Source organism: Streptomyces sp. NPDC054975, from assembly GCF_053609105.1.
Window position 1 is genome coordinate 1 of sequence record NZ_JBSGWV010000045.1, and the last position, 14,255, is coordinate 14,255.

Sequence of the window (14,255 nt, forward strand, 5' to 3'; positions counted from 1 at the left end):
TCTCAAGGAACGGACGCTTCCTTCGTACTCACCCTCTCGGGCTTTCCTCCGGGCTTTTCCCTTCGGTCTTTCGTGTTTCCAGCTTAGCAGATCCGTTTTCCGTTTCCGCCACCCGCTGGAGCGGGCTGCCGTTTCCGGAATTCGCTTTTCGCGCTTTCCCTTGCGGCGGGGTCAAACACTACCAGGCTTTCTCGCTCCCCCTGACCACTCCTCCACAGGCATGCAGAGGTGTAGACCACTGGGGTTAGGATCTGGCTCGATAGGTGCTGCCGACCCGCGACTCAACGCCGCGTTGGGGTCAGGCAGGAGTACGACAGTACATCCCACCGTCAGCTGAGGCAAATCGTTTCTCGGTAGTCCCTAGGTCCGCAACTAGTACGTCTCGTGCGGAACTGGGACTTCCTATGACTTAGGCTTCTGAACAGTACGCCGTCCAGGACAGGCAGTGACGGCGCCACACAATCTCCGCCCCTGGGAGGCTTCCCATGACAACCGTGACGTCGCCGCTTGCCGGACGCGCCATCGGTCTCGCCGCTGTACCCGACCCGGTCTTCTCCGGCGCGATGGTCGGTCCCGGCACCGCCATCGACCCCGTACGTGAGCCGTCGGAGGCCGTGTCGCCGGTCGACGGCGTCATCGTCTCTCTGCACCCGCACGCGTTCGTCGTCGTCGACGGCGAGGGCCACGGCGTACTGACGCACCTCGGGATCGACACCGTGCAGCTCAATGGCGAGGGCTTCGAGCTGCTCGTCAACAAGGGCGACACCGTGCAGCAGGGTCAGGTCATCGTCCGCTGGAACCCGGTCGCGGTCGAGGCTGCCGGTAAGTCCCCCATCTGCCCCGTGGTGGCCCTGGAGGCCACGGCCGACTCCCTCTCCGAGCTCAACGAGGACGGCGACGTGAAGGCCGGCGACCAGCTTTTCAACTGGAGCTGACGCCGGTGTCGTCCTGGTGACGACCACGCGTTCGACATTCATCGCGGCGGCGGGATGCCGTCGCTCTATCGGAGACGGGTGAGATGGAGACAACGCTGCGAGGCGTCGGCGTCAGCCACGGAGTGGCGATCGGCGAGGTCCGGCACATGGGTACGGCGGTTCTCGAGCCGCCGGCCAAGCAGATTCCGGCCGAGGAGGCGGAGCGCGAACAGGGGCGCGCCCGTCAGGCGGTCGAGGCTGTGGCTGCGGACCTGATTGCGCGCGGCAATCTGGCCGGGGGTGAGGCTCAGCATGTGCTGGAGGCCCAGGCGATGATCGCCCAGGACCCGGAGCTCATCGCGGACGTCGACCGTCGGATCGCGGTCGGCAGCACGGCCGAGCGCGGTATCTACGACGCGTTCTCCCATTACCGCGAGCTGCTCGCGGGCGCCGGTGAGTACATGGCTGGACGTGTGGCCGACCTCGATGACGTGCGGAACCGTATCGTCGCGCGGCTGCTCGGTGTGCCCATGCCGGGTGTGCCGGACAGTGACGAGCCGTACGTGCTGATCGCGCGGGACCTGGCTCCCGCCGACACGGCGCTGCTCGACCCGACGCTCGTCCTTGGTTTCGTGACCGAGGAGGGTGGGCCGACCAGTCACAGTGCGATTCTCGCGCGGGCGCTCGGTGTGCCCGCCGTGGTGGCGCTGCCGGGCGCCGGTGAGATCGGGGAGGGCACGGTCATCGCGGTGGACGGTTCCACGGGCGAGATCTTCGTGAACCCGAGCGACGAGAAGAAGACGCAGCTGACCACGGCCGCCGCTGAGCGCAAGGCCGCGCTCGCCGCGTCCAGTGGTCCGGGTGCGACCTCGGACGGGCACAAGGTGCCGCTGCTCGCCAACGTCGGTGGGCCGGCGGACGTGCCGGCCGCGGTGGAGGCGGGCGCGGAGGGCGTCGGTCTGTTCCGTACGGAGTTCCTCTTCCTGGACGACAGCAAGAAGGCTCCGTCCGAGGAGAAGCAGGTCGAGGCTTACCGCAAGGTGCTGGAGGCCTTCCCCGAGGGTCGTGTGGTCGTGCGCGTGCTGGATGCCGGTGCGGACAAGCCGCTCGACTTCCTGACGCCTGCGGACGAGCCGAACCCGGCTCTGGGTGTGCGGGGTCTGCGTTCGCTGCTCGATCACCCGGGGGTGCTGCGGACGCAGCTGACCGCGCTGGCGAAGGCGGTCGAGGGTCTGCCGGTGTACCTGGAAGTCATGGCGCCGATGGTGGCGGACCGTACGGACGCGAAGGCTTTCGCCGACGCGTGCCGTGAGGCGGGGCTGCAGGCCAAGTTCGGTGCGATGGTGGAGATCCCCTCCGCGGCTCTGCGGGCTCGTTCGATCCTGCAGGAGGTGGAGTTCCTGTCGCTGGGCACCAACGACCTGGCGCAGTACACCTTCGCCGCCGACCGTCAGGTCGGTGCGGTGTCGCGGCTGCAGGATCCGTGGCAGCCGGCGTTGCTCGACCTGGTGGCGCTGTCCGCCGAGGCGGCCAAGGCCGAGGGCAAGAGCTGTGGCGTCTGTGGTGAGGCCGCTTCGGATCCGCTGCTGGCCTGTGTGCTGACGGGTCTGGGTGTCACCTCTCTGTCGATGGGTGCCGCGTCGATTCCGTATGTGCGGGCGACGCTGGCCAAGTACACGCTGGCGCAGTGCGAGCGGGCCGCGGCCGCGGCTCGGGCTGCCGACACGGCCGAGGAGGCCCGGGTGGCCGCGCAGGCGGTCCTGTCCGGGGAGTGATCCCCGCTTGTAGGTAGGTGTGTGTGGGAGGGGCTCTCCGTCACGGGTGTGGCGGGGAGCCCCTTCGGCGTCGGTGGGGGCGGGTCAGTGATGGGTGGGCCAGTCGTCCTCGTCGGGGGCGAGGGCGAAGCCGGCGCGGTGGTCGACGCCGGGTTCGGGGGCGATCGGTTCTCCGGTGCGGGCGTCGGTGCAGTAGGCGCTGAAGACTTCGGCTTCGGTGAGGGGGCGCAGGTTTCCCCCGGTGAGGCGCCAGCCGTGGAGGCGGTCGCGGCTTTCTGGGCTGGTGGTGCGCAGGACGAGCCCTCCGGGGCTGTCGAGGGCGATGCCGACGGCGAGGACGGTGGCGAACTCGGCTGCTTCGTCGCGGTCGAAGCGGGCGGGGCCGCTGTCGTGGCGGACCACCTGGAGGGCGGCGAGGAGGTGTTCGTCGTCGGCCGGGACGCTGCAGACGAGGTGGTGGGTGCCGGGGCCGGCGGCTTCGAGGAGCCGGGTGAGCTGGCGTGAGGCGTGGGCGAACGCCTCTCGGCCGATGTCCTGTCCGCAGGTGGCGCAGTCGCCGACGCCGGAGAGGAGCGTCGTGGCGTACTCCCAGGTGGCGTGGCGTACGGCGGTGTCGATGAGGGTGGGGACGAGGGTGGTCATGGGCTGGCCGGTGTACGCGACGAGCGCGCCGGTGGCGGCCAGTTCGGCGGTGTAGCGGCTGCGGCTGTCGGGGCGGTCGGGGTCGAGGCCGGTCTCCTCGCAGAAGTCCGCGTACTCCTCGGGGTCGAAGAGGGCGACCGTGGTGTGGCCGCCCTGCGTGGCCAGGGATTTGAGGAGGCCTTCGACCTGCTGGAGGTAGGCGGGGTGGTCGTCGAAGGCGAAGGTGGCGTACTGGCGCATGGTGGTGAAGTCGTCCTCGTCGGCGAGGACGCCGACGGTGCTGGGGACTTCGCGGCGCAGGGCGCGACGCATGGATGTGGTGGTGCCGGGCTTGGTCATGTCTCCCCCTTGAGCGCTGTCGAATCAGTGCTCACTCACCGTAACCTTCGACACTGACAGTGACGATGTGGTGAGGCGGTCGCGGATCAGTCGGTGTTGTGCGGCGCCCGCGGCGACGAGGCCGAGTCCGAGCAGGGGCCAGGCGAGCGCGCCGGCGGCCATGACGCCGGTGACGAGGAGGGGGCCGGCGAATCGCTGGGTGGAGTGGGCGAGTCCGTGGACGCCGAGGTAGGCGCCCTGCGCATGGGCGGGGGCCAGGGCGACGGAGAGTTCCCAGGAGGCGGTCGCGTGGATGATCTCGGCGAACGTGAGGGCGGTGACGGCGACGACGAGAGCTGTGACGGCGAGGGTGGTGCCGCCGGCGGCGGAGGCGGCGAGGGCGAGGGTGCCGACGAGGAAGAGGCCGGTGAGCGGGAGGAGCAGCCGGCGCGCGGCCTGCGTGGTGGCCCCGAACCGGGCGAGGGGGACCTGGAAGAGCACGACGAGGACGGTGTTGAGGACCAGCAGGAGCGGGGCGAGCCCGACGGGTGCGGTGGTGGCGTGGACGATCCAGAGGGGGACGGCGACCTGAAGGATCGTGTCGTCGAGGAAGAGGGCGGCGTCGGTGGCGGTGTAGCCGAGGAAGGTGCGGTCGCGCCACGGGGAGGTGGGTGGGGTGGGTTTCCGGTCGCCGGGTGCGGAGAAACTGGCGGCGATGTGGGAGGGGGCCGGGGGTTCGGCGCAGCGGAGGGTGAGTGCGGCGATGACGAGATAGCTGAGGACGTTGCCGATGAGGAGCAGTCCGTAGGCGCGGGTGCTGCCGGTGGCGAGCGCGGCGGCGGCGCCGAGGCCGCCGATGGACCAGCCGATGTTGACGGTGGTGCGCTGGATGGCCTGGTAGCGGACGCGGTCCGGGCCGGCGAGGCGGGCGGCGTAGAGCTTGATGAGGACGCTGCCGGCGCGGTCGGGAAGGGCGCCGAGGGCGGAGTAGAGCGTCAGGAGGAGCAGGTGGTCGGTGGTGAGGAGGAGCAGGAGGGCGGCGGCGCGCAGGAGTTGGGCGCCGACGATGATCTTGACGAGGGGGAAGCGGTCGGCGAGGCGGCCGGCGAGCGGGGCTCCGGCGATGCCGATGCCTCCGGAGACGGTCATGAGGAGGCCGACCTGGCCAAGGCCGAGACCGGAGACGTAGGTGAAGTAGAGGACGGTGCAGCCGGCCCAGAGGCCGGTGCCGGTCTTGTCGATGATGCTGACGACGAGCATGCGGCGGCCGTCTCGGCCTCCGGGTATGCGGTCGGCGACGGTGCGGTGCCACGGAGTTGGGCGGCTCACTCGGTTCCCCCTTGACCTGAGCTTTGTATCGGTACATAGTTCAGTACGTGGCAACACAATATTCGATTCAGGGGACGACGGCCAAGGGGATTGCCGCGTCCGTCGAGCGCGGGGTGACCGAGGGCGAGCTGGCGCCGGGGGACGCGCTGCCCCCGGTGCGGCGCCTCGCGGACGAGTTGGGGATCAGTCCCGGCACGGTCGCGACGGCGTACAAGGAGCTGCGGCGGCGCGGTCTGGTGGTCACGCGCGGCCGGGGCGGCACGGTGGTCGCGGAGGCGCCCTCGGTCGCGTCGCGGCGGCCGCCGCGTGTGCCACCGGGCTTGGTGGACCTGGCCAGCGGCCTGCCCGACCCGGCCTTCCTGCCGGTCCTGCGGCCGCCGGCAGAGGTACGGCCCGTGTACGGCTCGCACCGGGCCGCGCCCCGGCTCTCCGTGCTGGAGGAGCTCACGCGCGCGTGGTTCGCGCGGGACGGCGTACCGGCGGAGCGGGTGACGTTCGCGCACGGGGCGCTCGACTGCATCGCCCGCCTGCTCTCCGTGGAGCTGCGACCCGGGGACGCCGTGGCCGTGGAGGATCCCGGGTTCCACCACCTCCTGGACCTGGTACCCGCCTTGGGTCTGCGGACGGTGCCTGTGGCGGTGGACGGCGAGGGGATGACGCCGGAGGCGCTACGGGCCGCGCTGCGCGCGGGGGTGCGGGCGGTGGTGTGCAGTCCGCGTGCCCAGTGCCCCACGGGTGCGTCGTTCTCGCCCGGGAGGAGGGACGAACTGGCCGCGATGCTGCGGGAGTTCCCTGAGGTCCTGGTCGTCGAGGACGACTACAACGTGGAGATCGCCGGCCCGGTGGCGCCGACACTGGCGGCGGTGGGGCTGGAGCGGTGGGCGCAGGTACGTACGGTCTCGAAGCGTCTGGGCGTCGACCTGCGGTGGGCGGGCGTCGCCGGGGATCCGGTGACGCTCGCGCGGCACGACGGGCGGATGCTGATGACGTCCGGCTGGGTCAGCCACGTGCTTCAGGAGACGTGCGCCGGGCTGTTCGCCGACCCCGCGGTCGCTGCGCTGGTGGCGGCGGGAGAGGCGGCGTACGCGGAGCGGCGGGAGGCGTTGGTCTCCGCGCTCGGGTCGTACGGCGTCGGGGCGGTCGGCGCGCACGGGATGAACGTATGGGTGCCGGTACGGGACGAGTCGGCGGTGGTCAACGGCTTGCGGACGCGGGGCTGGTGGGTCGCGGCCGGGGCGCGGTTCCGGATCGCGTCGCCGACCGCCGTACGGATCACGACCGCGACGCTGGACGTCGCCGGGGCGCGGCGGCTGGCGGCGGATTTCGCCGACGTGCTGGGTGAGGCACAGGCGACGTACGGGGGCTAGAGGGTACGCCGTCGGTACTCCCCCAGCCCCCGGCGTGCGCTACTTGGCCCGGGTGCGCGCCAAGTCCTCGTAGAAGTGCAGCAGGTCGAGGTTGTCGACCGAGCCCGGGTTGACGGCCTTGGCGAGGGGGGCGCCCTGGAGGAGGCGTTTGACGGGGACTTCCAGGCGCTTGCCCGTGAGGGTGTGGGGGACGGCGGGGATCTCGATGATCTCGTCGGGGACGTGGCGTGGGGAGAGTTCGGTGCGGATCGTCTGCTTGATGCGGGCGATCAGCGCCTCGTCCAGGGTCGCGCCGGGCGCGAGGTGGACGAAGAGCGGCATCCAGTAGCCGCCTTCCGGCTCTTCGAGGCCGATGACGAGGGACTCGCGGATCTCAGGGAGGCGTTCGACGGCCTCGTAGATGTCCGCGCTGCCCATCCGTACGCCCTGGCGGTTCAAGGTGGAGTCGGAGCGGCCGTGGATGACGACCGAGCCGCGGTCGGTGATGGTGATCCAGTCGCCGTGGCGCCAGACGCCGGGGAACATCTCGAAGTAGCTGTCGCGGTAGCGGCTGCCGTCGGGGTCGTTCCAGAAGCGGATCGGCATGGACGGCATGGGGTTGGTGACGACGAGTTCGCCGACCTCGCCGATGAGCGGCTTGCCGGACGGGTCCCAGGCCTGGAGGTCCGTGCCGAGGCCGGCCGCCTGCAGCTCGCCGATGTGGACCGGGAGCGTGGGGACGGCTCCGGCGAAGCAGGAGCAGACGTCCGTGCCGCCGCTGACCGAGGCGATCCAGAGGTCGTCCCGTACTTCGTCGTGCAGCCAGCGGAAGCCGTCCGGCGGGAGCGGGGATCCCGTGGTTGCGACGCACTTGATCGCGGAGAGGTCGAAGTCCCGGCCCGGGTGGACGTCCGCCTTGGCGCAGGCCATGACGTACGCGGCGGAGGTGCCGTACAGAGTGGCCCCGGTGCGTTCGGCGACGCGCCACTGGGCGCCGGTGTCGGGGTAGCCGGGGCTGCCGTCGTAGAGGACCACCGTGGTGCCGGTGAGCAGGCCGGAGACGAGGAAGTTCCACATCATCCAGCCCGTGGAGGTGTACCAGAAGAACACGTCCTCGGGGCCGAGGTCGCAGTGCAGGCCGAGCTGCTTCAGGTGCTCGACCAGGATGCCGCCCTGCGACTGCACGATCGCCTTGGGCAGGCCCGTCGTACCGGAGGAGTACAGGACCCACAGGGGGTGGGAGAAGTCCACCTCCTCGTAGATCGGTTCCGTGTTCGCCGCCGTGAGGTCCGACCACGCGAGCGTTCCCTCGGGGGGTTCCGTGCCGAGGAGGGGGATGTGGACCACGGCGCGGAGCGTGGGGAGTTCGGCGCGGAGCTCGGCGACGGTGTCGCGGCGGTCGTGCTCCTTGCCGCCGTAGCGGTACCCGTCCACCGTGAACAGGACGACCGGTTCGACCTGTTGGAAGCGGTCGAGGACGCTGCGCGCCCCGAAGTCGGGCGCGCAGGAGGTCCACACGGCGCCGACGGCGGCGGTGGCCAGGAGGGCGACGACGGCCTCGGGGACGTTGGGCAGGTAGCCGCTGATGCGGTCGCCGGGGCGCACGCCGAGGGCGCGGAGTTCGGCGGAGAGGGAGCCGACCTGGCGGCGCAGCTCGGCCCACGTGATGGGGCGCGGCTCATGTGTTTCGTCCACATGGAGCAGGGCCGTGTCATGGGGGCGCTCGGTGGCGGCGCGCAGGGCGTGCTCGGCGTAGTTGAGGGTGGCTCCGGGGAACCATTCGGCGCCGGGCATCGAACGGTCGCCGAGGACGCGCTCGTACGGGGTGGAGAAGCGGACGTCGAACCACTCGGCGACGGCTCGCCAGAAGGACTCCAGGTCCTCGACCGACCAGCGGTGCAGGGCCGGGTATCCGCCTTCGGCCGGGGCTCCGTGCCGCTCGGCGGCCCAGGCCTGGAAGCGGGTGACCGCGGCGGCGGCGATGTGTGCCTCGTCCGGCTGCCAGAGCGGCTCGGTGTGCGCTGATGTCATGTGGGGTGGCTCCCTGGGCGTACGCGGGGTCTGCGTGTGTCCCGCGCACGTGCTGGGGTGTGCGCGTGACGCGGCTGACAGGGACGATGCCATGGGAGCGGCGTTCGCACCAGGGTTCCCCGCCCATGGTCAGGGTGTTGAATATGTGCTCTCACCACGGGTGAACGGCAGTTGAACGAACCCCGCCCGGGCTGTGCCGAATGGCAGGCTGAGCAGCATGGACGGTCGTGAGCTGGTGCGTTCGGTGAGGGTGTTCGGTTCGGTCCGGGGGTTGCTGGCGGTGCGTTCGGCGTGGCGGCAGCGCCGGACGGATGCGTGGGGGTTGCCGCCGAGAGGTGAGGAGCGGGCGCGGGTGCCGGGGCCGGTGGGCGAGGCGGAGCCGCGCCCGGGCGGCGGGATCGTCAGGTTCGCCAGGTCGGAGCTGCGGATCAGCGTGTCGGCCGGGGGGACGGTGTTCTGGGGCTGGGACGGCGCCGAGCAGCTGCCGTCGTACGCGTTGGCCGGAGAGGCGCCGGTGCCAGATCCGCGGGCCCGTCTCGAACCGGACACCGACGGTGGCTGGCGGGTGGTCTCCGAACGGGTGACGGTCGCGGTGTCCCGGCACGGGGCGGTGGAGATCCGTACACCCGGTGGGGTGGTGTTGCGCCGGGATCTGCCGCCGCGCTGGTGGGAGCCGGTCGCGGGCGGTCCCGCGCGGTGGGTGCAGCGCAGCGAGGTGCCCGCGGACGCGCGCTTCTTCGGGCTGGGCGGCCGGGCGTCGGGGCCGCGGCTGCGCAGCGGCACGTACCGGCTGTGGAACACCGACCCCAAGCGGGCCTTCTCCCCCGGAGACGATCCGCTGTACATCACGATGCCGGTGCAGTTCGTCGTCGCGGACGCGGGGACCCATCTGGCGTTCCACGACAACTCCTGGGACGGGCAGGTCACGCTCGCCGAAGGCGAGGAGGGGGCCGGTTCGGGGCACGACCGGCCGGGGACGAGCGAGGTCCGGATCAGCGGGGGCCCGCTGCGCTGCTGGGTGGTGGTCGGTACCCCCGCGCGCGTGCTCCACGGCTGGGCGGCCCTGACCGGGGCGCCCGCGCTGCCGCCGTCCTGGGCGCTGGGTCCGCAGCACGCGCGCTGGGGGTTCGGCAGCGAGAAGGAGGTACGGCGGGTGGTGGACGGCTACCGCGAGCGGGGGCTCCCCCTGTCCGTGCTCCATCTGGACATCGACCACTACGACGCCCATCAGGTGTTCACGGTGGACCGTGAGCGGTTCCCCGATCTGCCGGGGCTCGCGGAGGAGCTGCGGGAGCAGGGCGTACGGCTGGTGTCGATCGTGGACCCGGCGGTGAAGGCCGAGCCGGGAAACGCGGTGTACGACTCCGGGAGGGCGGCCGGGGCCTTCGTCCGCGACGGGCGGGGCAACGAGATCCACGGGGTGGTGTGGCCGGGCGAATGCGCCTATCCGGACTTCACGGACGCGGCGGTACGGGAGTGGTGGGGCGGCCTGTACGAGGAGCGGCTCGCGCAGGGCTTCTCCGGGATCTGGCACGACATGAACGAGCCGGTCTCCTTCGCCCCGTTCGGCGACCCGACCCTGCCGCGCTCGGCCCGGCACGCGCTTGAGGGGCACGGCGGGGACCATCGCGAGGGGCACAACGTGTACGGCCTCGCCATGGCGCGGGCCGGCTACGAGGGGCTGTGCCGGCTGCGGCCCGACGAACGGCCGTTCCTGTTCTCCCGTTCGGGGTGGGCCGGCATGCAGCGGTACGGAGGGACCTGGTCGGGCGATGTGGCGACCGGGTGGCCGGGGCTGCGGGCGTCGCTGTCGCTGGTCATCGGGCTCGGGCTGTGCGGGGTTCCGTACTCGGGGCCCGACGTGGGCGGGTTCGACGGGGACCCCTCGCCCGAGCTGTTCCTGCGCTGGTACCAGCTCGGGGCGTGGATGCCGCTGTTCCGTACGCACGCGGCGATCGAGGCCGGGCGGCGCGAGCCGTGGGAGTTCGGCCCCGAGGTCCTGGAGCACGCGCGCGTGGCGCTCGCCGAGCGCGAGCGCCTGCGACCCTACTTCGTGAGCCTGTCGCGGCTCGCGCGGCTGACCGGGGCTCCGTACATCCGGCCGGTGTGGTGGGGGGCGCCGGAGGACCGGGCCCTGCGCGACTGCGACGACGCGTTCCTCGTGGGCGACGCGCTGCTCGTGGCCCCGGTGTTCGCCCGGGGCACCGACCGGAGGGCGGTGCGGCTGCCGCGCGGGCGCTGGTACGACACGGCGACGGGGCAGGCGTACGACGGACCGGGGCAGGTTCTGCTCGACGCGCCCTGGTCCCGTATCCCGGTGCTCGCGCGGGCGGGTGCGGTCATTCCGGTCCGGGGTGAGGACGGGGGGCTCGAACTGGAGGTGTGGGCGCCCGCCGCCGGGCGGACCGGCGGTGGACTGGTCGTACGGGACACCGGTGACGGGTGGGAGTCCGGCGAGATCGAGCGGTACGCGTCGCGGCTCGTGGGCGGCCGGGTGGTGGTGGAGCGGGTGACGGACGAGGGAGCGGTCGAGGCGGGGCTTCCGGTGCGGGTGCGGGGGGTGGAGGGGTAGCAGGTGGGGGATTGGATGTTGGATCCTGGATGTTGGATCCAACATCCAGGATCCGTGCGCCGCCCCTCAGGCGTACTTCCCCGCGAACCAGCGCCGTGCCGCCTGCGTGTGCAGAGGGAAGGCCAGTTCCGTCGGGGCGCGGAGCACATGGTGGCCGCTGGTCTCGTCCGTCGGTTCGGACGGCGGCAGTTCGTCCACCCCGCGCGTGGGCAGGAGCCCGAAGAGGAGTAGGTGTCCGCCCGAGGAGCTGAGCGCGTCGGCGAGACGCACGTCCTGCGCGGCCGCCTCGATCCGGGTCTCCTCGCGCAGTTCGCGGACCACGGCGTCCCGCCAGTCCTCGGCGTGGTCGATGAAGCCGCCGGGGAGGGCGATGCCGCCCAGGGCGGGTTCGATCGTGCGTGTGATGACGACGAGTCCGGTTCCCTGCGCGTCCCTGACGGGGAGCAGGGCGACGGCGACGGGGAGGGGGTTACGGTAGGCGACCACGCCGCAGGAGGCGCAGGCGCGGGGCCAGCCGGCGGGCTCGGCGTAACGGGTGCCGCAACTGGAGCAGTAGGAGTCCTTCACGCCAGGACCGTACGCGATCACTCTTTCCCGTGCCCCGGGAACCTGATAGACGGTGCGCATGACAAGACTTGCTTCCGCTTTCCGTACGCTCGGCGTCCTCGCGGCCGCGGGCCTGCTGGCGGCCACCGCCGCCGTGCCGTCCGCGCAGGCCAGGCCGGAGCCGAAGGCGCCGAAGGAGTTCGTGGCGCTGAGCTCCGTGGACCGGACGATCCTTCAGGAGATGCGCTACACCACGGTGCACAACTTCGTGGGCGAGCGGATCGACGGCTACCGGCAGCCGCTCTGCATTCTGACGCGTCCGGCCGCCGAGGCTCTGCACCGCGCGCAGGTGAAGCTGCGCGCGCGGGGCTACACCCTGAAGGTGTACGACTGCTACCGGCCGCAGCGGGCCGTCGACCACTTCGTGCGCTGGGCGGAGGACCTCGCCGACGAGCGGATGAAGAAGGAGTTCTATCCGCTGGTCGACAAGTCGAGGCTGTTCGCGGACGGTTACATCGCGGAGAAGTCGGGGCACAGCCGGGGCTCCACGGTCGACCTGACGATCGTGCGGCTGCCGGCAGCGCCCACGCGGCCGTACGTGCCGGGTGAGCGGCTGGTGGAGTGCACCGCCCCGCAGGCCGAGCGGTTTCCGGACAACTCCCTCGACATGGGGACGGGGTTCGACTGCTTCGACACGCTCTCTCACACCGACGATCCACGGATCCAGGGCGTCCAGCGGGCCAATCGGCAGCTCCTGAAGAACACGCTCGCCGAGCAGGGCTTCGTGAACCTGCCCGAGGAGTGGTGGCACTTCACCTTCAAGCCGGAGCCGTTCCCGAGCACCTTCTTCGACTTCCCGGTGGCGCGCCGGTCGGTGGCCGGGCACTGACACCCGGGAGCCGGTGACGGAGACGGAAACGGAAACGGGCGGTCGGGACCACCCCCGTGGGCCCCGGCCGCCCGTTCCGAACGTAGGGACGCAATAAAGGTCCGTACGGTTCTCACTGTGGCGCATCCATGGCAGACTTTCTGACGCTTCGTCAGGTCAACTGGATCCCGGGGTCGGGGAGGGTCGTCGTGACACGGACGCGCAGGCCGGTGGTGGCCGGATGGTTCACGGACGACAGCGGCGGTGACGGACCGGGCGGACAGACGGAGTTCCGGCTCCTCGGCACCCGCTGCACGGCCTGCGCCTCGGTCTTCTTCCCGCGCGCGGACGGGTGGTGCCGCAACCCCGGCTGCCCGGGCGGCGGGACGCTCGTCGAGACGCCGCTCTCGCGTCGGGGCCGCGTCTGGTCGTACACCGACGGCCGCTACCGGCCGCCCGCGCCCTACGTCTCCGACCCGGACGCGCCCTGGGAGCCGTACACCCTCGTCGCCGTCGAGCTGGCGGCCGAGGCGATGGTGGTGCTCGGGCAGGCGGCGCCGGGCGTGCGGACCGCCGACCTGGCCATCGGCATGGAGGTCGAGGTGGTGCCGGGCGTCCTCGACGAGGACGCGGAGCACGTCTGGACCACGTGGCGCTGGCGGCCGGTCCACGCGCGCGTGGCGGCGCCGCGGACGGAGGAGCGGTCGTGAACGACATCGCCGTCCTCGGTGCCGGGATGCACCCATGGGGCAAGTGGGGCCGGAACTTCGTCGAGTACGGTACGGCGGCGGCGCGGGCGGCGCTCGCGGACGCCGGCATCGGATGGCGGGACGTCGGCTCGGTGGTCGGCGCGGACACGGTGCGGGGCGGGTACCCGGGCTATGTGGCGGGCGCGACCTTCGCCCAGGCGCTGGGCTGGCAAGGGGCGCGCGTCACCAGCGTGTACGCGGCCTGCGCCTCCGGCGCCCAGGCCGTGGCCACGGCGCGGGCGCAGATCCTGGCCGGGCTCGCGGACGTGGTCCTCGTCGTCGGCGCGGACTCCGCGCCCAAGGGCTTCTTCGCGCCGGCGGGCGGGGAGCGGCCCGACGACCCGGACTGGCTCCGCTTCCGGGTGCTGGGGGCGACGAACCCCACGTACTTCGCGCTCTACGCCCGCCGCAGGATGGCCCTGTACGGCGACACGGTGGACGACTTCGCCCAGGTCAAGGTGAAGAACGCGGCGGCCGGGGCGCTCAACCCGATGGCTCGCTACCGCAAGGCGGTCGGCGTCGAGGAGGTCGCGGCCTCTGCCGTCGTCGCCGATCCGCTGCGGCTGCTCGACATCTGCGCCACCTCGGACGGGGGCGCGGCGCTGGTGCTCTCCAGCATGGAGTTCGCCCGTCGGCACGGCCACCCGGACCCGGTCCGTATCAGGGCCGTCTCGACCGTCACGCCGACGTACCCGAAGGCGGTCCTCGACCTGCCCGACATCGCGACCGACTCGGCCGTCGCCGTCTCCCCCGCGCCGCACACCTTCCGGGCGTCGATCGCCCGCGCCGCGTACGAGGAGGCGGGGCTCGGACCCGAGGACCTGTCGCTCGCCGAGGTGTACGACCTGTCGACCGCGCTGGAACTGGAGTGGTACGAGGACATCGGCCTGTGCGAGGCGGGCGAGGGCGCCAAGCTCGTACGGGACGGGGTGACCGCCCTCGGCGGCCGCGTGCCGGTCAACACCAGCGGCGGCCTGGGGTCGTTCGGCGAGGCCGTGCCCGCCCAGGCCATCGCGCAGGTCTGCGAGCTCACCTGGCAGCTGCGGGGCACGGCCGGAGACCGGCAGGTCCCGGGGGCCCGTGCCGGAATCACCGCGAACCAGGGCCTGTTCGGGCACGGCTCCGCGGTCGTGGTGGTGCGCTGACCGCGGAGCCGCGCCCGTAC

11 protein-coding genes are annotated in these 14,255 nt (G+C 72.0%); 7 read left to right on the forward strand and 4 right to left on the reverse strand.

The features are described 5' to 3' along the window. The first annotated feature begins 485 nt into the window (after nucleotides 1–485). Both ACWF79_RS28015 and ptsP read left to right on the forward strand, forming a co-directional pair. Nucleotides 486–935: a PTS sugar transporter subunit IIA gene (locus ACWF79_RS28015; protein WP_453730940.1), complete on the forward strand. Its 450-nt coding sequence runs from the start codon at nucleotides 486–488 to the stop codon at nucleotides 933–935. A gap of 83 nt (nucleotides 936–1,018) precedes the next feature. After that, on the forward strand, nucleotides 1,019–2,689 hold the full coding sequence (gene ptsP / locus ACWF79_RS28020; protein WP_453730941.1) for a phosphoenolpyruvate--protein phosphotransferase: 1,671 nt from the start codon (nucleotides 1,019–1,021) through the stop codon (nucleotides 2,687–2,689). An 84-nt stretch (nucleotides 2,690–2,773) separates the two neighbouring features. Here the strand turns inward: ptsP and ACWF79_RS28025 are convergent, their stop codons facing one another. Together ACWF79_RS28025 and ACWF79_RS28030 are read right to left on the reverse strand one after the other, a co-directional pair. After that, entirely contained in the window at nucleotides 2,774–3,670 is an 897-nt protein-coding gene (locus ACWF79_RS28025; RefSeq protein WP_453730942.1) for a hypothetical protein, read from the reverse strand. A 24-nt stretch (nucleotides 3,671–3,694) separates the two neighbouring features. Next, nucleotides 3,695–4,978 (reverse strand): MFS transporter, encoded by a 1,284-nt coding sequence (locus ACWF79_RS28030; RefSeq protein ID WP_453730943.1) that lies wholly within the window; start codon nucleotides 4,976–4,978, stop codon nucleotides 3,695–3,697. A 47-nt stretch (nucleotides 4,979–5,025) separates the two neighbouring features. On the opposite strand from ACWF79_RS28030, the gene ACWF79_RS28035 reads away from it, so the two are divergent. Then, complete coding sequence (locus tag ACWF79_RS28035) at nucleotides 5,026–6,345, forward strand: GntR family transcriptional regulator (RefSeq protein WP_453730944.1); 1,320 nt, start codon at nucleotides 5,026–5,028, stop codon at nucleotides 6,343–6,345. Between the two features lie 39 nt (nucleotides 6,346–6,384). Here ACWF79_RS28035 and ACWF79_RS28040 read toward each other — a convergent pair whose 3' ends face one another. Further along, nucleotides 6,385–8,355 (reverse strand): acetoacetate--CoA ligase, encoded by a 1,971-nt coding sequence (locus ACWF79_RS28040; RefSeq protein WP_453730945.1) that lies wholly within the window; start codon nucleotides 8,353–8,355, stop codon nucleotides 6,385–6,387. 217 nt (nucleotides 8,356–8,572) lie between these two features. Between ACWF79_RS28040 and ACWF79_RS28045 the strand changes: the two genes are divergently transcribed. Further along, nucleotides 8,573–10,927 (forward strand): glycoside hydrolase family 31 protein, encoded by a 2,355-nt coding sequence (locus tag ACWF79_RS28045; protein WP_453730946.1) that lies wholly within the window; start codon nucleotides 8,573–8,575, stop codon nucleotides 10,925–10,927. A 66-nt stretch (nucleotides 10,928–10,993) separates the two neighbouring features. Here the strand turns inward: ACWF79_RS28045 and ACWF79_RS28050 are convergent, their stop codons facing one another. Further along, a complete protein-coding gene (locus tag ACWF79_RS28050; RefSeq protein WP_453730947.1) occupies nucleotides 10,994–11,554 on the reverse strand; it encodes an NUDIX domain-containing protein in 561 nt (186 codons plus the stop codon). Between ACWF79_RS28050 and ACWF79_RS28055 the strand changes: the two genes are divergently transcribed. The 3 genes from ACWF79_RS28055 (at nucleotide 11,553) to ACWF79_RS28065 (ending at nucleotide 14,235) form a co-directional block, all read left to right on the forward strand. Then, complete coding sequence (locus ACWF79_RS28055) at nucleotides 11,553–12,362, forward strand: M15 family metallopeptidase (RefSeq protein ID WP_453730948.1); 810 nt, start codon at nucleotides 11,553–11,555, stop codon at nucleotides 12,360–12,362. The two genes, ACWF79_RS28050 and ACWF79_RS28055, sit on opposite strands and share 2 nt — an antisense overlap. A gap of 188 nt (nucleotides 12,363–12,550) precedes the next feature. Next, nucleotides 12,551–13,051: a Zn-ribbon domain-containing OB-fold protein gene (locus ACWF79_RS28060; protein WP_453730949.1), complete on the forward strand. Its 501-nt coding sequence runs from the start codon at nucleotides 12,551–12,553 to the stop codon at nucleotides 13,049–13,051. A gap of 26 nt (nucleotides 13,052–13,077) precedes the next feature. Next, nucleotides 13,078–14,235, forward strand: coding sequence for a lipid-transfer protein (locus tag ACWF79_RS28065; RefSeq protein WP_453730976.1), 1,158 nt, complete (start codon nucleotides 13,078–13,080; stop codon nucleotides 14,233–14,235). Nucleotides 14,236–14,255: the final 20 nt, after the last annotated feature.

Excerpts from the sequence above, each read along its gene's own strand:
- ACWF79_RS28015 (WP_453730940.1), top strand. The coding sequence starts at position 486 with ATGACAACCGTGACGTCGCCGCTTGCCGGACGCGCCATCGGTCTCGCC.
- ptsP (WP_453730941.1), top strand. The coding sequence starts at position 1,019 with ATGGAGACAACGCTGCGAGGCGTCGGCGTCAGCCACGGAGTGGCGATC.
- ACWF79_RS28025 (WP_453730942.1), bottom strand. The coding sequence starts at position 3,670 with ATGACCAAGCCCGGCACCACCACATCCATGCGTCGCGCCCTGCGCCGC.
- ACWF79_RS28040 (WP_453730945.1), bottom strand. The coding sequence starts at position 8,355 with ATGACATCAGCGCACACCGAGCCGCTCTGGCAGCCGGACGAGGCACAC.
- ACWF79_RS28045 (WP_453730946.1), top strand. The coding sequence starts at position 8,573 with ATGGACGGTCGTGAGCTGGTGCGTTCGGTGAGGGTGTTCGGTTCGGTC.
- ACWF79_RS28055 (WP_453730948.1), top strand. The coding sequence starts at position 11,553 with ATGACAAGACTTGCTTCCGCTTTCCGTACGCTCGGCGTCCTCGCGGCC.
- ACWF79_RS28050 (WP_453730947.1), bottom strand. The coding sequence starts at position 11,554 with ATGCGCACCGTCTATCAGGTTCCCGGGGCACGGGAAAGAGTGATCGCG.
- ACWF79_RS28065 (WP_453730976.1), top strand. The coding sequence starts at position 13,078 with ATGCACCCATGGGGCAAGTGGGGCCGGAACTTCGTCGAGTACGGTACG.